22 protein-coding genes and 1 tRNA gene are annotated in these 23503 nt (G+C 46.9%); 8 read left to right on the top strand and 15 right to left on the bottom strand.

What is annotated here, in order from left to right; genetic code table 11:
* Positions 1-275: 275 nt before the first annotated feature.
* From J4864_RS07140 to J4864_RS07115, 6 genes are all read right to left on the bottom strand, one after another.
* Complete coding sequence (locus J4864_RS07140; RefSeq protein WP_211815111.1) at positions 276-638, bottom strand: hypothetical protein; 363 nt, start codon at positions 636-638, stop codon at positions 276-278.
* Complete coding sequence (locus tag J4864_RS07135; protein WP_211815110.1) at positions 631-1815, bottom strand: Lnb N-terminal periplasmic domain-containing protein; 1185 nt, start codon at positions 1813-1815, stop codon at positions 631-633. The genes J4864_RS07140 and J4864_RS07135 overlap by 8 nt, the downstream gene beginning before the upstream one ends.
* Positions 1816-2204: 389 nt before the next feature.
* Positions 2205-2960 carry an MBL fold metallo-hydrolase gene (locus tag J4864_RS07130; protein WP_211815384.1) on the bottom strand — a complete coding sequence of 252 codons (756 nt, stop codon included), beginning with the start codon at positions 2958-2960 and terminating at the stop codon, positions 2205-2207.
* 394 nt (positions 2961-3354) lie between these two features.
* Complete coding sequence (gene murB / locus J4864_RS07125) at positions 3355-4359, bottom strand: UDP-N-acetylmuramate dehydrogenase (protein ID WP_211815109.1); 1005 nt, start codon at positions 4357-4359, stop codon at positions 3355-3357.
* 58 nt (positions 4360-4417) lie between these two features.
* Positions 4418-4990: a sugar O-acetyltransferase gene (locus J4864_RS07120; protein WP_007366409.1), complete on the bottom strand. Its 573-nt coding sequence runs from the start codon at positions 4988-4990 to the stop codon at positions 4418-4420.
* Between the two features lie 76 nt (positions 4991-5066).
* Complete coding sequence (locus J4864_RS07115; protein WP_211815108.1) at positions 5067-5924, bottom strand: DUF4348 domain-containing protein; 858 nt, start codon at positions 5922-5924, stop codon at positions 5067-5069.
* Positions 5925-6065: 141 nt separating this feature from the next.
* Here J4864_RS07115 and pheS point away from each other — a divergent pair, with 141 nt between their 5' ends.
* From pheS to J4864_RS07075, 8 genes are all read left to right on the top strand, one after another.
* The gene (pheS, locus tag J4864_RS07110) at positions 6066-7103 is read left to right on the top strand and encodes a phenylalanine--tRNA ligase subunit alpha (protein WP_211815107.1); all 1038 of its coding nucleotides are present in this window, start codon (positions 6066-6068) and stop codon (positions 7101-7103) included.
* Between the two features lie 381 nt (positions 7104-7484).
* Positions 7485-7655: a hypothetical protein gene (locus tag J4864_RS07105; protein ID WP_211815106.1), complete on the top strand. Its 171-nt coding sequence runs from the start codon at positions 7485-7487 to the stop codon at positions 7653-7655.
* 654 nt (positions 7656-8309) lie between these two features.
* A complete protein-coding gene (locus J4864_RS07100) occupies positions 8310-8810 on the top strand; it encodes a hypothetical protein (RefSeq protein WP_211815105.1) in 501 nt (166 codons plus the stop codon).
* A gap of 24 nt (positions 8811-8834) precedes the next feature.
* Positions 8835-9179, top strand: a complete 345-nt coding sequence (locus tag J4864_RS07095) for a hypothetical protein (protein WP_211815104.1) — start codon at positions 8835-8837, stop codon at positions 9177-9179.
* 458 nt (positions 9180-9637) lie between these two features.
* Positions 9638-9946, top strand: coding sequence for a hypothetical protein (locus tag J4864_RS11805; protein WP_246479499.1), 309 nt, complete (start codon positions 9638-9640; stop codon positions 9944-9946).
* A gap of 376 nt (positions 9947-10322) precedes the next feature.
* Positions 10323-10640: a hypothetical protein gene (locus tag J4864_RS07085; RefSeq protein WP_211815103.1), complete on the top strand. Its 318-nt coding sequence runs from the start codon at positions 10323-10325 to the stop codon at positions 10638-10640.
* A 741-nt stretch (positions 10641-11381) separates the two neighbouring features.
* On the top strand, positions 11382-11909 hold the full coding sequence (locus J4864_RS07080; protein WP_211815102.1) for a hypothetical protein: 528 nt from the start codon (positions 11382-11384) through the stop codon (positions 11907-11909).
* Positions 11910-12700: 791 nt separating this feature from the next.
* Positions 12701-13255 carry a hypothetical protein gene (locus J4864_RS07075; RefSeq protein WP_246479498.1) on the top strand — a complete coding sequence of 185 codons (555 nt, stop codon included), beginning with the start codon at positions 12701-12703 and terminating at the stop codon, positions 13253-13255.
* Between the two features lie 508 nt (positions 13256-13763).
* Here J4864_RS07075 and J4864_RS07070 read toward each other — a convergent pair.
* From J4864_RS07070 to J4864_RS07030, 9 genes are all read right to left on the bottom strand, one after another.
* Positions 13764-13852 (bottom strand) — tRNA-Ser (locus J4864_RS07070).
* Positions 13853-14145: 293 nt separating this feature from the next.
* Complete coding sequence (locus J4864_RS07065) at positions 14146-14739, bottom strand: IMPACT family protein (RefSeq protein ID WP_211815100.1); 594 nt, start codon at positions 14737-14739, stop codon at positions 14146-14148.
* Between the two features lie 22 nt (positions 14740-14761).
* Complete coding sequence (locus J4864_RS07060) at positions 14762-16009, bottom strand: DUF1015 domain-containing protein (protein ID WP_211815099.1); 1248 nt, start codon at positions 16007-16009, stop codon at positions 14762-14764.
* A gap of 87 nt (positions 16010-16096) precedes the next feature.
* Positions 16097-17014, bottom strand: a complete 918-nt coding sequence (locus J4864_RS07055; protein WP_211815098.1) for an NAD(P)-dependent oxidoreductase — start codon at positions 17012-17014, stop codon at positions 16097-16099.
* Positions 17015-17105: 91 nt separating this feature from the next.
* Positions 17106-18173, bottom strand: coding sequence for a 3-phosphoserine/phosphohydroxythreonine transaminase (gene serC, locus J4864_RS07050; protein ID WP_007366425.1), 1068 nt, complete (start codon positions 18171-18173; stop codon positions 17106-17108).
* A 210-nt stretch (positions 18174-18383) separates the two neighbouring features.
* The gene (locus J4864_RS07045; protein WP_007366427.1) at positions 18384-19697 is read right to left on the bottom strand and encodes a DEAD/DEAH box helicase; all 1314 of its coding nucleotides are present in this window, start codon (positions 19695-19697) and stop codon (positions 18384-18386) included.
* A gap of 1 nt (position 19698) precedes the next feature.
* Complete coding sequence (locus tag J4864_RS07040; protein WP_007366428.1) at positions 19699-20904, bottom strand: tetratricopeptide repeat protein; 1206 nt, start codon at positions 20902-20904, stop codon at positions 19699-19701.
* The gene (locus J4864_RS07035; RefSeq protein ID WP_211815097.1) at positions 20901-22013 is read right to left on the bottom strand and encodes a tetratricopeptide repeat protein; all 1113 of its coding nucleotides are present in this window, start codon (positions 22011-22013) and stop codon (positions 20901-20903) included. The genes J4864_RS07040 and J4864_RS07035 overlap by 4 nt, the downstream gene beginning before the upstream one ends.
* Positions 22014-22100: 87 nt before the next feature.
* Positions 22101-23363: a tetratricopeptide repeat protein gene (locus J4864_RS07030; RefSeq protein ID WP_211815096.1), complete on the bottom strand. Its 1263-nt coding sequence runs from the start codon at positions 23361-23363 to the stop codon at positions 22101-22103.
* Positions 23364-23503 lie beyond the last annotated feature (140 nt).

The raw sequence follows: 23503 nt of genomic DNA, 5'->3' as shown, positions 1-23503 counted from the left end.
TTCCCAACGGTCGGGAACAAGTGTCCCAAGGGCTGGGAATAAGATTCCCATACGGTTGGGAATAAGATTCCCACATAGTCGGGAACAGGATTCCCACATAACCGGAAATCCGAGAACGAGATACTGTCTGGGCAAAGACATTACAGCCCTGCTGGAACAAAGTCTCAGCCTGCGACGTACTTATCGGATGTTTGATTAAAAAAAGAGGTGGTTCTTCCTCTGGACAATTTATCTTCATGCAAACAGGCGGACACGATGGCCCCGTCCTGTTTAAATCAAGATACCAGACTGGGGGCACGGATTTGAATCCCCGTCGTCAAGGAGGGATTGGGAAGAAAGAGCTGCTGCTCCTGATGAATATGTGAATAAGATGTTGACGCTGCTAAAAGCCCTTCAGGGCGGTCCGCGGTATAGACCAATTTGCTCTGTGCCGGATCGACTTCTTCGCCTTCCTTGATCTGTTTAAAGGCTTCGAGGACGGAGAGAAGATCCTGTCCGACACCTTTGAAGGCCTGCTGGTGACAGAGGTCTTCAATGTTGACATCACCCAACGCGATCTTCAGCACAGACTGACAGCCCTGCGCCTCGACCCCTGTTGCCGCCAGAACGACAAGTAAAGCGGTGATATACTTATTCATGTGCCTTCTCTCTTTGAGCCACGCGCTTGAGCGAACGGCTTATTCGTAAATGTAATATGCAATGCAGCAGCAAGAACAATGCCACAATCAATACCGGTACGGAGACACGCTGGAAAAGACAACCGGCGAACCCTAAGACAATGAGGATGCTCCATATCTTCCACCAAGTATCTCTCTTCTTTTTGACAGTACTGTAAAGGAAAAAGAGTGGAAGCGGATTGAAGAAGAAGATGATCACATTCAGGCTTACACAGGGGTGCTGGGAGAAAAGCATGATGAAATAGATCATTCCCAACAGGCCCGACACAAGCATAAGGAAGGCATCCCAGCCCCAATACAACTGCCGTTTAAGGTTGCTGAACGTCATCATCACGACGCAGAGGAGAACGAACAGGAGGGAGACGGACAACGGGGAAAGTGGGAAACCGCTCTCGATGTCTTTCTTCTGTGGAGGCAGCAGGGTATGCGTCTCCGCTACAAGAGGCCTGCCGTTATAGGTAGCTTTTTCGAAGTCACACCTTAGGTTGTCCGGAAGGAACTGCTGCTCGGCCTTTGTTGTCTTGCGGTCGGCATCCACACCAAGCAACAGATCTTCCCCGAACTGCGACCATTCGTAATCATGGTTCCACCTGTGCAACATCGAACGGAACGTTTCCGGCTTGTCAGCGACCGGATAGGTGACCTTCCCATGCAGGTGATTGACAAGCATGTCGCGCGCCCTCGTCGTACAGTTGTCGTAGAAGAAATTATAGCGATAGACGACATTCTCGGGCTTCATGTTCTCCAGCAAGGCACTGTGGATAGCCTGCTTGTCTTCCGCCGACAGGTTCAGCACCTGTTCTATGACACCCCTCCCCTCGTAACGGTACTGTGCGAGAAACATATCCATCGGCTCGACTCCCATGCGGTAGTCGGTCAGTCCGAGGATAAAACGAGGAATAAAATAAGGCTGGTCCTGGGAGAAGATGCCATAGTTGACGGCTATATCCTCCCCGCTCTTCCTGTCAAGATAACGGATTGCGGTATGTCCATACTGCGCCCAGACTTCTTCACCCGGAGAACAGGTCAAGAGAGAGACCTGGACACTGTCAGCATATACTACCGGCCGTCCCCCTGCCGTCGCATCGAAGACGGACAGGAAGAACAACAGTACGATATAGAACAGCCCCTTTTTCATTTCGCCCGCAAAGATAGTAAAAAAGCATGAGATAACAAACTATCGCAGGCAAATTATAAGGTTTGCATCCAAATTCCACATTGCCGATTTGCCCCTCTCAAATCAAACTGGCCGTCCCTTGTATCTTCGTGCGGTATCTCCCGATAGGTTAAGAAGAAAAAACGTGTCAAAGGACATGACATACGATAGAAAAAGAACTCGGCCGGCCCATCCCACCAAGTTCCATCGGACAGTCGTCCCATCCCATCCTGATGGATCAGGTACTGCATCCTGACGGGCTTGCTTCTCCTGTATCAGCTTCTGCCTTTCTCACAGCATTAACATCTCTGAGGTGTTTTATAGCATTCTGTGGCCGATGTGTGAACAGGAAAAAAAATCCGTCCGGGCGACTACACCTTGATTCTCAACCCGTCATAGGCAAGGAACACACCGTCGGGAAGCCGTCGCTGCGCCTCCTCATGCAATCCGACCTGATGGGTGAGATGGGTAAGATAAGTACGTCTGGCACCTATCCGCCTGCTGAACTCGACGGCTTCCGGTATCAGCTGGTGCGAATGATGCGGCCGCTCCCAGCGAAGTGCGTTCACCACGAGGGTCTCGACCCCTTCGAGATAAGGAAGCTCGGCATCGTCCATCGTCTTCATGTCCGTTATGTAGGCGAGCTTCCCGAAACGATAGCCGAAGATGGGCAGCCTGCCGTGCATCACGTTGACAGGCCCCACCTCTATGTCGCCGATCCGTATATGGGAATGAGGTGGAAGGGCATGCAGGTTCAGTTTGGGAACACCGGGATAAAGGTGTTCGGCAAAACAGTAGGGGAAATTATGCCGCAGTCCGGCACAGGTGTCGGCATTGGCATAGACATCTATGTCGCCTAACCTGCAATAGGGACGTACGTCGTCGATGCCGCCCACATGGTCGTAGTGGATGTGTGTTATCAGCAGTCCGTCTATCTTCCGGAATGGCTGCGGCAGCATCTGCTGCCGGAAGTCGGGTCCGCAGTCGATGATGACCCGCGTCTGTGCGGTCTCCAGAAGGGCTGAAGTGCGCAGCCGGCTGTCATGCGGGTCACTGCTCTTGCAGACTTCGCAGGTGCAGCCCAGGACGGGTACGCCGTTGGAAGTACCTGTGCCCAGGAAAGTCAAGGTGCCCCCCGCTTCTTCCGAAGAAGAGGAGAAGCCATCCCCGCCCCCTCCGAAAGGAAGGGAGGGTCTGACGGACTGTGTACCGGTCGAAGATTGCTGTCTGTCCAAAAGATATGTCGTTTTTGAAATAAAAGCCGCTGTCACCGTAATACTCCCATCACCCTGAGGCGTTCGTTATTACGCATGACACACCTTATTTTATATGATCCGTCCTCCATATATATACTCTGGCACCAAGAAGAATCCTTCCATCCGGCAAGTCACAGACATTGCTCCCTCCCTCCTACAAAGATGGAGGGGGACTTTGCCCCCATCAGCCCTTCTTCTCTCTTTGGACGGTCAGGGGACTTGCTTCCGCCAGGCACTTCCCTCCCTTCGGAGGGTCAGGGGGAGGTCACACCACATTCACTTCCGGATGTATCTCAATACCGAACTTCTCCTTTACGTCATGCTGTATGGCTTCAAAGAGACGGACAACATCGGCCCCGGCAGCACCCCCGAGGTTGACCAGCACCAGTGCCTGCTTATCGTAGACACCGGCACGGCCGAGCGACCTGCCCTTCCATCCACACTGTTCGATCATCCATCCGGCAGGAATCTTCTCGTGCGTACTGTCTATTGTATAGTGAGGCATACGCTCGTACTGCGCCGCCAGTTCATCGTATTTCTCCTTGGAGACGATGGGATTCATAAAGAAGCTGCCCGCATTCCCCGTCACCTTGGGGTCGGGAAGCTTGGCATTACGGATGGCGATAATCGTCTGTCGCAGCTCGTCTGCCGTCGGGTGTGCAATACCCCGTTCTGCCAGTGCCGTGCGTATATTGCCGTAATCGAGCCTGGGCCTGTAGGTGCTGGAAAGACGGTAGGTCACCGACGTAATGAGGTACTTGTTGCGCCACTCATGCTTGAAGCGGCTCTGACGGTAGCTGTACCCGCAGTCCGCATTCTTGAAGTGACGCACCCTGCCTGTGGCAATCTCCACAGCCTCTACCTCTTCTATCAGGCCCTTGGCTTCCGCACCGTACGCCCCGATGTTCTGTACGGCACTCGCACCGCACTCACCGGGGATGATCGAAAGGTTCTCTGCACCGTAAAGCCCATGGGAAACACAATACGCTACGAAGTCGTCCCACACGTAACCCGACCCACAACGTACACGCCCGCCGCCCACGTCTTCTATAAACGAGATACCCGAATGGAGTACCGTCCCCTTATAGTCTTCCGTAAGCAACAGGTTGCTGCCGCCGCCGAGTATCAGCAACGGATGATCTTCTTCCTTCAGGGAACACACAGCCTCCTGTGCCTCCTCCACGGACTCGTATTCAACGAAACGCCGGCACTTTGCATCAATACCGAACGTGTTATGCTCTAACAGACTATAGTCACACTCTATCTTCATTTTAACTTATTCCGTTTTGGCGTTGCCTTTGTTTCTGTTCATAACTTATAACAAGGAACTATTCTTCCTGGTATCTGATGACCCTTGCCGGACTGCCGACAGCAACAGCATTGGCAGGTATGTCCTTTGTCACCACTGCTCCTGCGCCTATCACGGCATTACGACCTATCGTCACACCGGGCAGGAGGATGGCTCCGCCGCCAATCCACGCACCGTCTTCTATCTTGACAGGTCGGGCATAGATATTCCACCCTCCGCCGGGAATCATCCGTTCCCCGGCAGTGACAGGATGCGCGGCTGTATAGATTTTCACGTCTGAAGCGATGAGAACATGATTGCCGATGTCAATACGGTTATTGTCTACAAACGTACAGTTCATATTGATAACGACCCAGTCGCCCAAGTGGATATTGACACCATACTCACAATGAAAATCAACATCGATATGAACCGGCTCACCGACAGAGCCAAACAGCTGCTCAAAAATCCTGCGCTTGCCTTCATGGTCGGCATAGTCGCAATCGTTCAACTTACGCAATAAGCGTTTCGTACGTAATATTATCTGCTGCAATTCCGGGTCGACAGCATTAAAGAACTCACCATCCAAGGCTTTCTGACGTTCACTTTTCATAAGCAACAGGCATTGTAAAGTTGGATATATGCTAAAGAAAGACCCGCTACCGATGATCAGGCAGAGGGCCTTCCCGTCAATAAGCGACGATCTTCTCCAGCCGCCAGTCCTTTCCGTGCCGTCTGAAGAACAGCTGCGTCTCCGCTCCATTGGCCAGTCCGCGGAAAGTAAGAATCTTGCGGTCCGACTCCGAGTACTTCTGGCCATAGAGGATATTGTAAATCATCTCGCCCGGTACTTCCGGAAGGAACGACGACCACTCCCCGGCAGGGATGGTGGTATTGATGGTTGCGACCTCCTCGCCATTGGGATCGGGTCCTGAATAGGCCAGCGGATTCTTCACGAAGCCCCTGCCGCTGTCGGCAAAGAAGCGGGAAAGGAAAGTGAAGAATGAAGCGTTATAGCTCTGCTTGAAACCGATAGTACAGATTTTGTTCAGCTTCCATTTCCCATCCTGATGGTCGAACCAGTACTGTTCCACGGTTCTTTTCCTCAAGTGGATCTTTTCGACAATCACACTGTCCAGGTCTGTTGCCTTCGGATACTTCATCTGCTTCTCGTTGTCGAAAATCAGCGTGTAATATCCCTGCGGCCGGAAGAAATGGTCGGTCTTCCACTGGCTGCGCGTCAGCTCTGATGTCTTCCCGCCGTTGACAACCGGCAGCGGGAACTTGATGCGGCTGCGCTGCAGCTTCCTGTTGGCAATGAAATTGAAGAAGAAGTCATCGAACAGCTGGTCGGCCGCCTTCGGCATCGGCGTGGAGGCAATCACCTCCGTGGCAGAGTCGACGGTATCAGCGGTGTCACTGTCCGCCGCCATGGCAGAATCCGTACTGGAACTGTCTACCGCTTCAACCTTCCTGTTAGAACAGCCTGTGGTGACCGCCATCATGGCCACACAGACACATACAACAAGTAAAAATGCTTTTCTCATACGCTCGTTTTATTCGTCTCAAATTTCCTGCAAATGTACGATATTTATTTCTAATAAGACAGGAAAAACATAAATTTATATCAGGGTAATTTCTCCGTTCCGATTATAAATCGTACCTTTGCAGGAAAATAACCAAGCAGTATGCTATTAGACAAGATAGAAGAACTTCTCAAGGAAGTGAGCGCACTTACGGCACAGAATGCCGGCGACGTGGAACAGCTCCGACTGAAATACCTCAGCAAGAAAGGCGAAATCAACGCATTGATGGGTGAGTTCCGGAATGTGGCGGCCGACCAGAAGAAGGCCGTCGGCATGAAAATCAACGAACTCAAGCAGCTCGCACAGAACAGAATCAACGAGCTGAAGGACCAGCTCGAGACCAGCGAGGCACAGAGCGACGACATCGACCTTACACGCACCGCCTACCCCATCAGCCTGGGTACACGGCATCCGCTGACACTTGTCAAGAACGAAATCATCGACATCTTCGCACGGATGGGCTTCACGCTCTATCAGGGTCCGGAGATTGACGACGACCAGCACGTGTTCACCATGCTGAACTTCGCCGCCGACCATCCGGCGCGCGATATGCAGGACACCTTCTTCATCGAACGCAGCAATACGATGGACGTGACGAAGAACGTGCTTCTCCGCAGCCATACTTCCAACGACGAGGCACATTATATGTCTACCCACAAGCCGCCGATCCGCGTGCTCTGTCCGGGCCGCGTCTACCGCAACGAGGCGATTTCGGCACGCGCCCACTGCTTCTTCCATCAGGTAGAAGGGCTCTATGTAGACAGGAACGTCAGCTTCACCGACCTCAAGCAGGTGCTACTCACCTTTGCCCGTGAAATGTTCGGTGCCGGCACGAAGATACGCCTCCGCCCGAGTTACTTCCCATTCACCGAGCCGAGTGCCGAGATGGACATCAGCTGCAATATCTGCGGCGGCGAGGGATGCGGCTTCTGCAAACACACCGGCTGGGTGGAGATTCTCGGCTGCGGTATGGTCGACCCGCACGACCTTGAGGCCTGCGGCATCGACTCCAGCATCTATACCGGCTACGCTTTCGGCATGGGTGTCGAGCGCATCGCCAACCTCAAGTACCGTGTCAGCGACCTCCGCCTCTTCTCCGAGAACGACACCCGCTTCCTCCGGGAGTTCGAAGGGGCTTAAGTCGGCAATATCCTTATCAACGACAGACACAGACCGACATAGATTTTTCAGAATGCCTGATAATAGATGGGCGTTGATGAATTGCTTAATGCGCTTCATCAACGCCCATTGCCTTTTTGGCAGATTCTGGAATTATCCATGATTTTTTTTGCTTTTCAGGCGATCAGCCCCTGCTTCCTTCTTGAAAGGACACAGGGAAGGATGCAGCAGAATGGGAAAGCAGGAAATCCCGCATAAGAAAGCACAAATATAGACGACTCTCCACCCTGTCAACGACAGACCGACTTGCTTTTTCAAAACATGCCTTATCCCCCCGACTTTCATCGATTCCCAGTCTTCCCTTTCTTTCCCGGGTATTGCCGTACAGCAGCCACTCGCCAGATGAGTCTGGAATCCGTCTCTTACGAGTATGTGTTGTATGGACTGGCATGCAACTCTTTCCACCTCCTGCCGATGTGCCGATGCCCGGCACCGGTTGTGTTTGCGGTCGACATCAAGTGTGTTGAGGGCACACACGCTTCCAATCTGCTGACGGTCAGGAGCCGCCAATAGTGAAATGCAAGAAGATCAGTACTGCCAACAGGAAAGACTGGAAAATGCTTTTCCAAGTCTGCTGTCACTTCTGTCACTTTCGAGATTTGCTTAACCTGATGATAGAAATCCGGTTAGGCTGAATATGAAAAGTGACAGCAGATGAAATCAAAAACAAAACAGAACAAAGAAGAACATATCAGGACCTAACCAGAAAGCTGGAAAACAGGATGCAGAATGAATGGATAGGGCTAATCTTTGTTTTCAATCCGTTCAATAGTGTATTTACAAAATAAAGTTGTATATTTGCTCTTGAAAGTGGTTTGCCACGGGTGTGTGCGTTCCTCTGTAAAACTTTGGAGAGGACAGGCTTTGCAACGGTGTATCCACAACATAACACATGACATGGGACGTCTGCGGGTATAGATCCTTACGGTGGAGGTCGGTTTGTGATGGAGAAGAATTTCCCTATACTGTGATGAACATCACAGAAGGGAAGTTACGTCCCCCGGATTTTGATTCTGTTCCCGCATCTTCAATCTCCCCCATCCCGCCCCCTTGGTCTCTCGGGATGACCGATCGGTCCCGACGATCCGCAGGCCGATTACGGCTTACGTCCCTAACGACACGACACGTGAAGAAACATTCTTCTATCACGGTGATCACCTCGGCTACATGTCTTACATCACAGATAATCACGCCTACAACACCTCTAATCCTCAATTTAGATATACGTATAGTACCTATGAGGGATCTAGTAATGGATTTGAAATTACACTTCATTATAAATTTAGCACTGATTTTGTCAAAGGAATGCAGGATGTTGTTGATGGAGCAGCATTAGCAGGATATGGACAGACTCTGACGGGGGCAGGAGCAGAAATTGGGGCACCATTAGCAGGAATCGGAGAAGGTGTTTCTGGCGTAGGCAGTTTAGGCGAAATTCTTCTTGATTTTGCAAATGGTGATTATTTTAATGCAGGAAAAGGAGGTTTCTATGTGCTTGCAGGAAAATTAGTCGGTATGGGGTTAAACAAAGTCCTTCCAGATTATGGCAAGAAAATTGGTGAAGAAGGATTTGATTTAGGAACTGAAGTGATAAAACAAGGTGTAAATTTGAAGCTGTCTGGTGTAGAACGGCTAACAGATAAACTTATCGAAAAAAAGAGAATATAGGAAGTAAGCAAAACGGAAATTAATATGATGTATTGTGATTATATTTGGGATTCATTATCCCTTGTTGCAGGTGCCATCATTGTATATCGTATAGCAAAGAATGGAATACGATCGATAAAACCTTTAAGTTTCTTTTCTTTGTGTACTGGATGTCTCATGGTGATATTAGCCGTAATAGCTATACTTGTTGATGAATATCATGGGATTTGCGCAATATTGTTTGGTGTTGTTTTCTTCATTTTTACATATCGTGACAAGAACAAGCCTTCCCCTGGTCTTACGATTGAATATTCATGGCATATTGGTGGCTATGAAGCTGGTATTATTGCAATTGCTTACGGATTAATCAGATTTTTTCGAGTGAGTTAATCTTCCATAGTGAAGTAGAGAAAAATCTATTTGAAATGGTATTGAATACTTTAAGTCTTACATTGACAGTGGCGGTTCTGAATAAATGCTTGCAGAAGATTTGTCAGAACAGAGTTTAATAGAGGGAGGCATAAGGACTCCACGGTAAAATATTTCATAAATCCACAGGAGTTATCATATGGCATTGGACTGATATTACAAGCAGTTCCTGATAATCATTCTTCTAGAGTAAACAGTAAATATTCATCTAAACGGGAATTATGAAATGCAGAAATAAAACGGTATGGGCTGTCCTCTTTCTGATACCCGCAATAGTGCTTAATGCGCAGACTACTTTTAAATCCATCCATGTAGAAAAAGCGATTATAAAAGGGTATTACGAGTTATCCTCTAACGGATTATGTTATATACGTAAAGGGCATACGATTTCGATAAAAGGGAAAACTTATCCGTTCTATATGAGGATAGAAGATAACTCTAAGATTCGTAAATGGACCAATCCTTTAGACACTTTGGAATATCGGAAATTTATTAATATGGATTTTGCTTTGGATGCACAAAGAGGTATTTATAAAAGAGATCTCTATTTATCTGATCTTGAATATGGATATGATGGTACTCTTGTACATTCCGCAGGTGCTTTTTATTATCCAAAGAATAGTCGTGGTCAATTAATATCTTGTTACTATTTTTCGGGTGATATTATTTTTATAAAATACATCGGCATAGCTCTGAAAGGGGGGGGAAAAGTCTGTCTTTTACCTTAAAAAAGATGTTGGAAGAAAAGGAATTCGTTATTCTTAAGGAGGCGGAATCAGTAAGCAACTTATCAAAAAACGACATCTTGTCTATGAGACTAAAACCTACGGCTGTCTATTCGATATTTTATTGTTTAGATGAATAACGCTTTTAGCTATACAGAGGTTTTAAAGCTACTGTTACGGAGGATGGAGAGATGTGACAAGTACACCAGCCGTATCGGTACAGGATTGTTTAACAACGTCTACGGTCGCAACAGCTCATACACAACCGGCTATCTATGAGACGCTTTTAATTATCATCCATCTCCCTCACGAGAAGTTGTGAGGAATCAAACGAAGCAAGACAGCACAAGAGTAAAATTTTAAATATTAGAAGGCATCAATGAAAAAAGAAAATAAAATCATATCATGCTTTGCCCTTTTGGCCTTTCTTGCAATTCCAATTTACCACGTATGGGAAAATAATGAAATCACGAAAAACCCCTCTGTGACTTTTGGAATAATAGAGGACTTGTATTACGCTCATTACCGTCCCTACTTTTCTTATACATACAGAGTCAATGGAAAAGAATTCAAAGGTTCTGAAAAACGAACAGGAGCTTTTAATTCGATCAAAAGTGGAGATACGATAGCAGTAAATTATGACATTAAACACCCAGAAATAAGTAAGCCTTATATAAGATGTGTAAGATTTGAATAGCATGCCAACTTAGGTATGCCGCACAAATTCAACAGAGACAGTCCGATGGGGGGATTTGATACAAGACGATAGAAGAAAGTTTATAAACAATAGATTGATGAGACTAAGAATAAAAAAGATTCTTCCATTAAATGCGTGGATACTTTTCGTATAGCCTTACTAACGGAAGAAACAGAGTTATCCATTAAAAAATATAGCCAAGACCGTCAACTGTCTATCCTGTTATCATCCTCCGATACAAAGACCTTTTCATTTTAATACGTTGAAATACAGATAAGATTTTGAAAAACCATTACATAATTTCAAACGAATCATCTGCAAATATAATAAACATGTGCAAAAACCAAGTCTGTAACCGGCAGTCAATCAGCCGGTTATCAAGTCATTCCAAAAAGGTGCTTGATTGGGGGGCAAAAGGGCGTTAGTAACACGCTAAATGAGCACTTGTTGCAAGTCAATCAGGCATCTTTTAGAAGCCTGAAGAGCATGTGTCAGTTTTGAACTGCATAAAAATGTTTACAAGCGCCGATGATATGGGAACAAGTTGTTTGTAGAAGACGGAAAGACATACTGATGGGCAGACATCGTATCTATTTGTCTTTTCAGCATTTTATCTTGCAGTCTATCTTCTTTTGCAAGACCATCTGATTTTGGACAGTCATACCCTGCAAGTGCATAAACCTTTATTCTATTTCCAATCTATGGATTTAACGGAAGGCCTCCAAAACAGTCATTAAGAAAATGAAGAAATTTAAATTCTTTCTATACACATCCTTTATTTCTCTCCTTATCTTTTGGGGGATGCAAATGATTTTATATATCATTACAACTCTTCTGGCAGGAGCCCGTCAGGAAACCATTTTCCCGGATAGAATGACAGAAATGATAAATGGTCTTTTTATTCTTTCTTTTATTACGTTCGGGTATCTTGGCTGGTTAAATGTTTTTTTCCTATGGATGCTGTATTTCACTAAGATAAATGGAATATGGATGAGAAGCAAATGGGTATGCGTGATTGAAAGTACACTGTTTTGGATAATTTTTTATGTTTTAGGAATGGTGATAGATTATCTTCCAGACAATATTAAGTTTTATTACACTCCCCCTATAGTTGAAAGTGGAAATGCTGTTTCTGATGCAGCTTACACCATTCACCCCTGTTTTTCTGATGACGCTAAAATTTTATACGTGTATATTGTTCTTTTTTTAATTGCCGTTCTAACTAAATTCTATAAAAGAAAAGATACTGACAAGCTTTTCTTTATGTAGAGGGAAATGAATTCAAAGAAAAGATGCCATTGCAGGCAGGAATTCAATGTTACTTCATTAATATCAAGTGGATATATGCCCCAAGGAAAATATAGGTTCATTGTGAAGAACAGGAGAAATATAGCAGCAGATAATTTTATTCTAAAAAAAATGATTTTTCCTCACTAGTCAGCTGAAAGAAGGAGAAGGATTCTCTTTATGAATATGTCTTTCCTAAAATTATTTTGCAAAACATGAAAAGAAATATATCTAAGCACTTGCCAACAGTGCTGGCAGTTGGCATTTTATCTTGGTGTATATTAGCCAGAAGTTTTTCTATGCTTCTCTCCCTGGGTTCATTAAGCATATACATAGATAGACGACTTTATTTTCTTGAAAACTTCTTACCAGATTTCGTAAGTCTAATAACTTATGCCTTCACTCTCTGGATATGTATAAAGAAAGTCATGAATGACCGGTAAATCCCTTCCTTGCGAATATGACAATAAATTTTGCAGCGTATCGACTTCATGCCGATGTCGAAATTGTACAATTCCGCCTGCAACTATGAGGATGAAAAGCATCAGACTACTGTCAAAGTAGGTTAGGTATGGTTAGAATGTATGAATACAGAAACAGACGGAAGACAATATAACGGATGATTTCATTCAAAATCCTCATGTGAAATTATCGTATTCAATCGACAAAACTTTGCAAGTTTCCCGACATTGGAAGAAAACAGACCTCGTAAATCTCTTTTTTGACAGATACATGGCATCTATCAAATCTTATATGACTGTATGATAATTTATATGAAGAAGATGATTTGTTTATTGGCTGCAATGGCTTTCATTTCTTGTGATTATCAGTATAATAACTTTAAGATCACAGGGATAAGTATGCACGCTGTCACTTTGAGCGACTCCGTTAACTCAAAAAAGAAATATTATTTGATAGGCTTCACTACCGTATTATGTCATTCAAAATTCACTCTTTTTGGAGGAGGGGTTGAACCCGGTCTAAAGGGAATTGATGAGAGAATCAAATCTATTGAAATTTATACACGCAATGGCAAGACTATTTCTTCCCATTTTAAGGGATGGAGAGCTAGTTTGGAAGGTACCATCTCGGACGGGACAGCTGACTATTCTTATTTATCTTCTTCAAACATTAGAGAGCTTGTTAATTCTATAAATGATCGTGATAGACAGGGCATTGGAGAGCGAATAAAATTCAGACGCCTCTTTTATACAAATTCAGACGATATACCATACAAGATTGTCATAAGATTTAATAAACGAAAGATTAATTCAAAGGTCATAAACGAGGAAGAAAAATATAAGGTGATCAGTGCAGCGCATTCATAACATATCATCCGTTAATCGGATTCCAGCAACCAAGTTAAAATTGCGTACATGAACAGATTAGAGGATCAGAAAGTCTCATGGACAGGAACGCACAGTCTCATATTCCCATGGAAATCACAGTTTCAAGACCTCTGCAAAACAGCTTTGTAAGTAGGAAACTTTAATGCGTATTGCTTGTTGATTATCAATAACGGTTTTCTGAACGGACTGCGTTTTGCAGAGTCCACTGTTCCGAGCACAAACAGGCTGCCCTTAAATATCTACTGTCCCATTATCTCTCTTGAATATCGACAACATCAAAGTAGTCGGCAAGTACATCTGGAAAGATGCAACGTAATAATTGGTGACTCTTCATGATGCAAAGGTAATAAATACTTATGAAATTGTGTGCTTAAGAGGATAGACTTGCAACTGGGTTTTAGGACTGACCCATTATTATTATGGATTTATTATGGCTTTAGTACAAGCAAGAAAAAAGCCGTAAACAAAATGCTTACGGCTTCACAAGCGGAAGTAGAGGGATTCAAACCCCCGATACGCGTAAGGGCGTATACCGGATTTCGAGTCCAGCGCATTCGGTCACTCTGCCATACTTCCTTAATTTGACAGTGCAAAAGTAAACAATTCTACTGTAAACGCCAAATTATTCAAACGATAATTGCATGCAGCCTGACAAGATCCGGGATTATCGACATACTCTCAACTTCTCCACACATCGAATTTGGGAAAAGAAGCATCTCCTTCCCCCCTATCAGCAACCATAAATGTTCTATGAAGTACCGATGAAAAAATAACCTGTACCTTATTCTCCCTTCCCAGACGGACTTGCCTCACCTTTTTTGCAACACATCCCTGAATCGTATTGGATGCGTCTATTCGATCGGACTCGGTCACTCGAAGGACAGATTTTTGAGCCGTGTACGAAGTTCTTCCGCTTTTCCTTTCCGAATAGAAAGTGTTATTTCACATGTATTGTCAAACTGCTGACTGACGATGTGCGGATTCATGTCTTTTACAACTCGCATGACATCATTCATCATGGGATAAGTAAAAGTAAACTTTACTTCTTCCTCTACAAACCGCTCTTCCTTCTTACTGTTCGACAAGGCGTCAGCGGCAGCTTCTCGATAGGCTACAATCAGCCCGCCAGTACCGAGTTTCACTCCTCCGAAATAACGGACGACACAGACGAGGGTATTTGTCAGTCCATTACTGTCAATCTGTCCAAGAATAGGCTTTCCCGCAGTCGAAGAAGGTTCACCGTCGTCATTGGCCCGACAATCAGCACCATCAGCCCCCACACGGTACGCATAACAGCAATGCCGTGCATCGTAATACTTCTTTTTATATTCCTTGATGATCTCCAGAGCCTCTTCTGCCGACTCGACATGATGTGCAAAAGCGAGGAACTTACTCCGCTTTTCAGAGTAAAATCCCTCGCCAATTGCCTTCTCTTTTATTGTTCTGTATTTATCGTTATCCATTCAGAAAATTACTGTTCTCACATTAATCCAGCTTGTGGATGACAAGACCGGAACGGAGCTTCGGCTCGAACCAGGTTGCCTTAGGCGGCATGATCTTCCCGCTGTCTGCGATGTCCATGATCTGCTGCATAGATACGGGATAAAGCGCCAGTGCCCAGCGCATTTCGCCACTGTCAACACGACGTTTCAGTTCACCGAGACCACGTAATCCACCGACGAAGTCGATTCGTTTGTCAGAACGGAGATCCTTGATGCCCATCAGCTCGTCCAGTATAAGACGGCTTGAGATATCCACATCGAGAACCCCTATCGGGTCGTTGTCATCGTATGTACCGGGCTTGGCAACCAGGCCGTACCAGTTGCCGTCAAGATACATAGAGAATTCATGCAGCTTCTTCGGACGATACTCCTCTTTTCCTTTAAGCTCAACGGTGAAGTTCTTCTCCAAAGCCTTCAGGAATTCTGCAACAGTCATGCCATTCAGATCCTTGATGACACGATTGTAGTCGAGAATAGTCAACTGACTTGCAGGAAAACATACTGCCATGAAGTAATTGTACTCCTCATCCCCCTTATGTCCAGGGTTGTTTTTGGCTTTTTCTGCTCCCACCAAAGCGGCAGCCGCTGAACGGTGGTGTCCGTCTGCTATATAAAGGCTCGGCATTTTACGGAACTCCTCCGTCACGGTCTTGATGTCAGCCTCATCCGAGATCACCCAGAACTGATGACGGAAGCCATCGTCCGGGGCAACGAAATCATATTCCGGTGTCGTCTGGGCATACTTCTTCAACAGATCATCCAGTACTCGATCGTCAGGATAAGCAAAGAATACAGGTTCCACGTTGGCGTTGCATACACGTACATGTTTCATGCGGTCCTCTTCCTTGTCACGACGAGTCAGCTCGTGCTTCTTGATGTTACCCGTAAGATAATCATTGACAAAAGCACCGACAACAAGCCCATACTGTGTCTTGCCATTCATCGTCTGGGCATATATATAGTAATGCTCCTTGTCATCCTGCACCAGCCATCCCTCTTTCTGGAACTTCTCGAACTGCTCAACTGCACTCTTGTAGACGCGTGGATCATACTCGCTGGTTCCCGGCTCGAAGTTGATTTCAGGCTTGATAATATGATACAGACTCTTCTCATTGTCGCCTGCTTCTGCACGTGCTTCTTCAGAGTCGAGTACGTCATAAGGACGACTTGCGACAGATTCTACAAGATTCTTAGGTGGACGAACACCCTTGAAAGGTTTGATAATTGCCATAGTGTTTAGGTTTTAGAAAATGATAAAAGGATTGACCGTCGAGACCTGTGCCAATGGTCAGGACAATCAATCCTTATATATAGAATGTTATTTATTTACCTGGAACTTGGTGTCACCTGTCGCAAAGAACGCATTGATCTGCCTTGCAGCCGCAATGCCCGCATTCGTGTTTGCTTCTGCTGTCTGGGCCCCCATCTTCTTCGGCGTTGAGAAATAGCGGCCCTCAAACTTCTTGAATTCCTCATCAGCATCGGGCTTAATGTCCGTGATGAACTTCAGGTCTTCGCGCTCAGCCATCAACTTCAACAGTTCTCCCTCGTTGATAACCTCCTTGCGTGCAGTATTTACGAGAATCCCCTTCTTTGGAAGCAGATTGACCAGACGGTAGTCTATGCTCTTCACGGTCTGTGGCGTTGCAGGAATATGGAGTGAAAGCACGTCACAAGTCTTGAACAGATCCTCCTGCGACTTGGCGGCATGTACCCCGGCAGCCTCGATAGCGTCAGCAGGACAGAAAGCATCGTATGCGTAAACATCCATATCAAAGCCCTTGGCGATGCGTGCCACATTGCGCCCGACATTTCCGAAAGCAAGAATACCGAGTTTCTTGCCTTTCAATTCGGTACCGGCCTTTCCATTGAAGAAGTTGCGGACAGCATACACCAACATACCGAATACGAGTTCGGCAACGGCATTGGAATTCTGCCCCGGCGTATTCTCAACAACCACATTCTTCCCCTTTGCATAAGCAGTATCAATGGAGTCATATCCTGCACCGGCACGGACAACGATTTTCAGCTGCTTGGCAGCATCAAGTACTTCAGGGGTGATTTTGTCTGAACGGACAATCATGGCATCGGCATCCTTTACAGCATCAAGGAGCTGTCCCTTCTCTGTGTATTTCTCGAGCAGAACAACTTCATGTCCCGCATTCTTCAGTTCACTTGTAATACCTTGCACAGCAGCCGGTGCAAACGGTTTTTCAGTTGCAATTAAAACCTTCATAGCTTTAAAGTTTAGGTTTGGAAATAATGAAGATGGTGTTTAGACCCGGCGGACAGCATATCCGCTGTTGCCGAGTCTGACAAGTATGGATTTAGTGCTGAGCCTCAAAATCCTTCATCGCCTGAACGAGTGCATTCACACCTTCCAGGGTCTGTGCATTGTAGCAGGAAGCACGGAAGCCGCCGACAGAACGGTGCCCCTTGATACCTACCATGCCACGCTCAGTAGCGAAGTCGAAGAACGGCTTTTCAAGTTCCTTGTACTCGTCGTTCATCACGAAGCAGATGTTCATCACAGAGCGGTCCTCTGTTGCGACAGTGCCTCTGAAGAGTTTGTTGCGGTCGATCTCATCATAGAGAATACGGGCACGTTCGTCAGCACGACGCTCCATCTCCTTCACGCCACCGTGAGCCTTCACCCAGCGCATGGTCTCCAGTACAGAATAGATAGGTACAACAGGGGGGGTGTTGAACATAGAACCCTTCTCAACGTGTGTGCGGTAGTCAACCATTGTCGGCAGTTCACGCGGAGCCTTGCCCAGCATGTCGTCTTTGACAATGAGAACGGTCACACCGGCCATGGCCATGTTCTTCTGCGCACCGGCATAGATACAGGTATACTTCGATACATCAACCGGACGGCTCATAATGTCAGAAGACATATCGCCGATCAGTGGAACGGGAGAATCGAGATCCTTTCTGTATTCTGTACCATAAATTGTATTGTTGCTTGTTATGTGGAGGTAATCCAAGTCCTTGGGGATGTCAAAGTTGTGAGGCAGCTTCATATATCCGTCACCAGCTGAAGAAGCGACTTCAACGACTTCACCAAAGAGTTTAGCCTCCTTCAAGGCTTTCTTGGCCCATGTACCGGTATTCAGATACCCCGCTTTCTTGATCAGGAAATTGGCCGGTATCTGCATGAACTCCAGTGAGGCACCACCACCGAGGAAGATGACAGAGTAGCCTGACGGTACGTCCAAGAGCTCCTTGATCAGGGCAACGCTTTCGTCAATAACCGGCTGGAAATCCTTTGAGCGGTGACTGATCTCCATAAGGGAAAGACCAATACCATTGAAATCCAAAATCTGCTTCGCAGTATTCTCAATCACTTCGCGTGGAAGCATTGAAGGACCTGCATTAAAATTGTACTTCTTCATCTGATTTGTTTAGTTAAAATTCGACTTATGTTTTATAGTTATTATCTGTATCAAAAAGTGTCAGAGCTTTCTATGGTTTTACGTTGCGAAGATACGCTTTTATTTTTATACTTCCAAATAAAAACAGATAAATTTTATCCGACATAATTCCGGCCGCTTATACATATAGCTGTCTCCGAAAAACCATGGAATGACACTTTGCCCCATACATCATCTGACCTCTTCCACAACGGTATGAATCCCTTTTATTTTTTCACCTTTCGTCAGCCTGAGCAATTCTTTGATTTTCCTGCGCGACACCGCAACATAGGAAAAACGGTCTTTCACATCAATCTTCCCTATCTCGGAGGCATTCAGTCCGCCTTTCTTACAGAGAAACCCGACAATATCCATCTTCGAGATTTTGTCCTTCTTCCCCTTACCTATATATATAGTACCCATGCGGGGCTGGGACGGGGACGGAAGACGCTCCGGGATCTGATATTCATCCTGACACTTACCTGCATATTCGGGCAAGTGCTCTCCGGGGCCGAGCACAAAGAAAGTCTTTCCCTCCTTGTCCCAGCGTGCTGTACGTCCTACCCTGTGTACATAATTTTCCTCCGTCTCAGGAAGATGATAATGTATGATGTTATCGACATCAGGAATATCCAGTCCTCGCGAAGCAAGGTCGGTGCTGACGAGGATCGGCGCAGAGCCATTGGAGAACCGGTAGAGTGCAGCTTCGCGTTCGTGCTGTTCCAACCCTCCGTGGAACCAACTGACTGTAAATCCTTTCTCTTTCAGAAACAGGGCCGTACGCTCCACGGAATCACGATAGTTCAGGAAGACAATACTGCTTTTGTCTCCTAATGAAAGCAACAGTCTGCTCAACGTCTCAAGTTTGTCTTTCTCGGGACTTGCAACGGTATAAAGACGGATTCGGTCGGAGACACCCGAATTATCCGTACGGTAATCCAGACGCACAGTCCTTCCCATAGAGACGAAATCAGGTATCGACTCCGACTCGGTCGCCGAGAGCAGAATCCTCCGTTCGATACCCGGCAGCCTGCTGAGAATGTGCATCATCTCCTCCTGGAAGCCCAGTTCAAGGCATTTGTCAAATTCATCTATCACAAGCCATTTCACCGTCCCTGCATCGATGTTCGCCTTGTCGAGATGATCATTCAGACGCCCCGGCGTCGCAAAGACGATCTGAGGCTTCACCTCCCTTAGTGCCCGATGCTCCTCCATAGCCGGCCGCCCGCCATATAATGCCATGGCCCGCAGCCCGCTGCCCATATCCTTGAGGACACTGGCTGACTGCAGTGCCAGTTCGCGGCCCGGCACCAATACGACCGCCTGCAATTCATCGGACGAAGCCTTCAGTCGCTGGATCAGCGGTAAAAGATAGGCATACGTCTTACCTGATCCCGTAGGCGAAATCACCACAACGTCTTTTCCTGTATGCAAGACGGCATCGGCAGTCTCCTCCTGCATCGCATTCAGGGTAATACCGAGTTTGGTCAGAATTTTGCTGTTCATTTTATTTTTCCTTTCTTATCTTGTCTATTTCATCAAATTCCCTGCCCATGTTCAGATTGAGGTAGATGGTATACAGGGGAGCCAGCCATTTCTCCTTTGCCGTAGGGGCAAGTTCTCTGTATCTCTCCATATAAGGTCTGGAAAGTTTATACAAAGAGATGACTTTCTCTTTGTTGGCACGGTATTTCTGTCTGTCCTTATTCAATTCTATCGCCTGATTGAAATAAGCAAGACCGATGTTGTAATACGCATCCGCGAAAGAGTCTTTCTCACTTATCAGCTGCCTGCACAACCGGACACACTCACTGTACCTGCCAAGATTCAGGAGGGCGGTGCTCTTTGCAAAACGGAACAGGAGGCTCGTAGAGTCGGCTTTCAGCGCCCGCTCCGTAATTTCCAATGCCTTTTCATGTTCACCGATACCGGCATAGTATTCCACCAGCCGGGGAAAGAAAAAGGCAAAGTTCGGGTACTGTTCAAAGCCCGCCTGCAGGGATTTCACATACATGGCAGTGTCCTTCTTCACCAGATAGGCCTCAGCTTCATACTGCCTTACGAAGTTCAACATGGACGTGTCACGCTCAGCCAGTTCCTTGAAACGCATGATTTTATCTGCATCCCCCAGCTTATACCCGCAGAACATCGCCCAGTAGGCTGCATGAGGAATGAGGGCATCCTTCCGCATATAATCATAGCCCGCAAGGACCGGGAACGAAGCCGACCTGAGATAGTCGCTGTAATAGTCAAAGGCCGTCTGATAATCCCCCCTATGGACAAAATACCCGCCGCCGTTGAAGAGATTCGGACGGATGGAATTCAGAAAAGCCGCATGTTTGATCCGATACTTCGGACGAATCCTCCCCTGCCCATCCGGGCGGGCATCGAGTGAGTCGAAACTTGACATGGCATCATACAGTTTCCTTGTGACAGAAAAGAACGCCGCCGTATCATACTTCTGTCTCAGATATAACTTTTCATTTCCCTGCTCATACTGTTTCGCCAGCACGTCACAGAGCATGAGCCATATCCTGCCGTTCCTTCTTGCAGCAGAATCAACGAGTAGTCCGCGAAGCGTTTTCTCTGCCTTCGCAAGTTCCTTCCCCGCTTTTACCTGGTCACGAACCGTCTGCAGCTGCCTCTTCTGGGCATAGCACAGGCATGTGGAAAACAGGCAAATGCAGAATAACAATGCTCTTATCTTCTTCACTTCTTATAGTTCGTTACGAGTGGCTCCAGTTCTTCAGCCTTGATTTTATCATTCAATATGGTATAGTCGAGATAGAGCGGTCCTACCCAATCCACCCTGTTTCTACGCGGGTCTTTTGCCCTTACACGTTCCAGATAAGTACGTGCTTCTGCAAAATAGTCCAAGAATTCATTTTCCGACACAAGCTCGCCCTTCCGCTTCCGCCTGGCGACAGAGTCGCGGACAACCATGCCTACCGTATTCAGACAGACACCTATATTATATGCAACGGGAATACTGCTCGGATCAATCTCATCCGCCTGTTTATAGGCATCGATGGCCTCTTCCCAGCGTTCTGCATGCATGGCAATCTCACCTTTCAAAATCCATGGCACCGTAGAGTTCGTGTTTTCTTCCAACAGCTTGTCTATGAAATCCTCTATATTGAATTTCCGAGAAGGTTTCTGATAGAATTTCATTATCCATGCGAAGTAAGTCTCATTCGTCGGATCAGCCTGATAGAGTCGCTGCACTACTGAAAGATAACGGAGTGAATCCTCACCGTTCTGCATCTTGTCGTGCATGCACTGCGCCTTGATCTCTGCCGCCGCCTGTGCCGTCTCATCATACAGCATTGCCGTATCAGCATACGCATCGGCCTTCGGAAGGTCATGCGCTCTCATATAATAATAAGAAAGGTAGTAGGCCGCCACCCCCGACTCGTCCGCATTGTCCTTCACCAAGGGCGACTTCCGTGTCCTCAGATAGAGTTTCAGGGCATCCAATCCCTCCTGTTTCCGACAGCTTACCTTGCTGAAGTATTTTCCTGCGTCTATCAGCATCGGATGCAGCAGGGACAGCCGGTGTCTGTTCTCCTCTTCAAACTTCGGAGCCACTTTTCCTTTTCGGTTAGGCATTCTGTCAAACTCATCACATTTCAATGAATATTCCACACCATCTACAACGGCTTTGAAGATGGCCACAGAATCCCTATCCGAACATTTCTCCATGCGGGAGACGGCTTCCTCTGCAAGACGGTTAAAAGACCCGGCCTGTTTGTATGCCTCCTGTGCTCCGGCGATATTGCCTCCTGTGAGGACCGTAAACGCCAGTATCAGTAATCGATTCATCCACAATGGTTTTCGTGAAACAGAATCCCCCTCTCATATAATCTGACGGGAGCAGCATTATACAAGAGGGGTGATTGACAGAAGATGTTACTGCTGTACACCGGCATCAGCTGCCGCTGCAAGTGTTTCAGGAGCCTGAGGACCCTTTACGAAATAGTAGCAGCCGTAGAGCGGATAAGCCCATGAGCTCTTCTGCTCTTTCAGTACATCCAGCTTCTTGGCGGTCTCAAGGTAAGAGATGGCTTTGTTGTACACCTCATTGAACTGGGCACGTGCAGCCTGCGACAACACACCCTTTACGGCTGCAACACGCTCCTGTGCCTTGTAGAACCAGCACTGACCGATTGACGCATTGATCGCAATCTTGGCATTGTCATCTTTTGCAAGAGCCAACGCCTTTGAAAGGTAGTCAGCGGCCTTTTCGTATTCTTTTTTCTGGCTTGCGAACTGTCCCTGCATGACCAATGCACCATAGCTGTTAGGATTCTTGGCCAAAGCGGCATTGACAATCTCTTCAGCCTTGTTCTGCATGCCAAGCGCGCTGTAAGTAGATGTCAGCGTTGTCAGAACGGCATCATTCTCAGGATCCTGCGCATAGATACCGGCAAGTTTCTCCGCATAATCCACAGAGTCCTGACGGGTCTTGAGCTGTGCGCCGAGGATAGCCAGCTGCAGCTGCTGTGCATCTTTCGCACGGTCCTTGCTCTTCATCGCATACGAAACATACTTCTCTGCCTTCTGATAGTCCTTGTTCTGGTAAGCATAGTAAGTTGCGAAATAGGCGATCTCGTTCAGGTTCTCGTCCTTGGATTTGTCGAACTTTGCGAACATCGGGTCGTCAGCAGAATCTACATAACGGGCAAGATACTTGTAAGCGTTGGCATCGTCCTTAGCTCCCTGATAGAAGATGCCTCCGTTGATGAGCTGGCCGCGGAGCGGATAGAGCTGGTCGACAAGTCCCGCATACTTCGGCTTCACCTTCCCCTTTGCATTGGGCATATTGTCATACTTGACAACTTCCGCAGCGGCATCGAAGGCCTGGCCGACAGCCTCATAGAGTCCTTTCTCATCAACAGGCTTGTTGCCCTCTTTGCCCATCTGCTGGTTGGTCTGGTTCTCAAGCTGTACCCCCTGCTCGGCGCTGACTTTCTTCATGGCAAGTTCATAGAGCTTGTCGTAGGCCTTCGCCTTCTCGGCATTGTCCGTGATCTGTGCAATGTTTGCCTTCAGGAGATCTGCTGCCTCAGCATAGGTCTGTGCCTTCAGGATTGCCTTCAACGGTTCGCTGTCACCAGCGAATGCAGCTGATGTACTTAGTAGCATCCATGCTGCGAACATTAACTTTTTCATATCAGTTATCATTTTAAAAGGTTTATATCCTATTTCTTCAGTATTCGGAATCAGTCCATCCTCCGTATGCCGGTGTCCTCCGCCTCATCGGTGAACCTTCGCCCTGTACGGCAGGACTGCTCGACGATCATGATTCCGGA

Origin of the sequence: Prevotella multiformis (assembly GCF_018127985.1) — a bacterium.
Lineage (GTDB): Bacteria > Bacteroidota > Bacteroidia > Bacteroidales > Bacteroidaceae > Prevotella > Prevotella multiformis.
This window is presented reverse-complemented; position numbering and strand designations above follow the sequence as displayed.

Coding starts and splice junctions, on each gene's coding strand:
- J4864_RS07140 (WP_211815111.1), bottom strand. CDS start 638: ATGAATAAGTATATCACCGCTTTACTTGTCGTTCTGGCGGCAACAGGG.
- J4864_RS07135 (WP_211815110.1), bottom strand. CDS start 1,815: ATGAAAAAGGGGCTGTTCTATATCGTACTGTTGTTCTTCCTGTCCGTC.
- murB (WP_211815109.1), bottom strand. CDS start 4,359: ATGAAGATAGAGTGTGACTATAGTCTGTTAGAGCATAACACGTTCGGT.
- J4864_RS07120 (WP_007366409.1), bottom strand. CDS start 4,990: ATGAAAAGTGAACGTCAGAAAGCCTTGGATGGTGAGTTCTTTAATGCT.
- J4864_RS07115 (WP_211815108.1), bottom strand. CDS start 5,924: ATGAGAAAAGCATTTTTACTTGTTGTATGTGTCTGTGTGGCCATGATG.
- pheS (WP_211815107.1), top strand. CDS start 6,066: ATGCTATTAGACAAGATAGAAGAACTTCTCAAGGAAGTGAGCGCACTT.
- J4864_RS07105 (WP_211815106.1), top strand. CDS start 7,485: ATGAGTCTGGAATCCGTCTCTTACGAGTATGTGTTGTATGGACTGGCA.
- J4864_RS07100 (WP_211815105.1), top strand. CDS start 8,310: ATGTCTTACATCACAGATAATCACGCCTACAACACCTCTAATCCTCAA.
- J4864_RS07095 (WP_211815104.1), top strand. CDS start 8,835: ATGATGTATTGTGATTATATTTGGGATTCATTATCCCTTGTTGCAGGT.
- J4864_RS11805 (WP_246479499.1), top strand. CDS start 9,638: ATGAGGATAGAAGATAACTCTAAGATTCGTAAATGGACCAATCCTTTA.
- J4864_RS07085 (WP_211815103.1), top strand. CDS start 10,323: ATGAAAAAAGAAAATAAAATCATATCATGCTTTGCCCTTTTGGCCTTT.
- J4864_RS07080 (WP_211815102.1), top strand. CDS start 11,382: ATGAAGAAATTTAAATTCTTTCTATACACATCCTTTATTTCTCTCCTT.
- J4864_RS07075 (WP_246479498.1), top strand. CDS start 12,701: ATGAAGAAGATGATTTGTTTATTGGCTGCAATGGCTTTCATTTCTTGT.
- J4864_RS07065 (WP_211815100.1), bottom strand. CDS start 14,739: ATGGATAACGATAAATACAGAACAATAAAAGAGAAGGCAATTGGCGAG.
- J4864_RS07060 (WP_211815099.1), bottom strand. CDS start 16,009: ATGGCAATTATCAAACCTTTCAAGGGTGTTCGTCCACCTAAGAATCTT.
- J4864_RS07055 (WP_211815098.1), bottom strand. CDS start 17,014: ATGAAGGTTTTAATTGCAACTGAAAAACCGTTTGCACCGGCTGCTGTG.
- serC (WP_007366425.1), bottom strand. CDS start 18,173: ATGAAGAAGTACAATTTTAATGCAGGTCCTTCAATGCTTCCACGCGAA.
- J4864_RS07045 (WP_007366427.1), bottom strand. CDS start 19,697: ATGAACAGCAAAATTCTGACCAAACTCGGTATTACCCTGAATGCGATG.
- J4864_RS07035 (WP_211815097.1), bottom strand. CDS start 22,013: ATGAATCGATTACTGATACTGGCGTTTACGGTCCTCACAGGAGGCAAT.
- J4864_RS07030 (WP_211815096.1), bottom strand. CDS start 23,363: ATGAAAAAGTTAATGTTCGCAGCATGGATGCTACTAAGTACATCAGCT.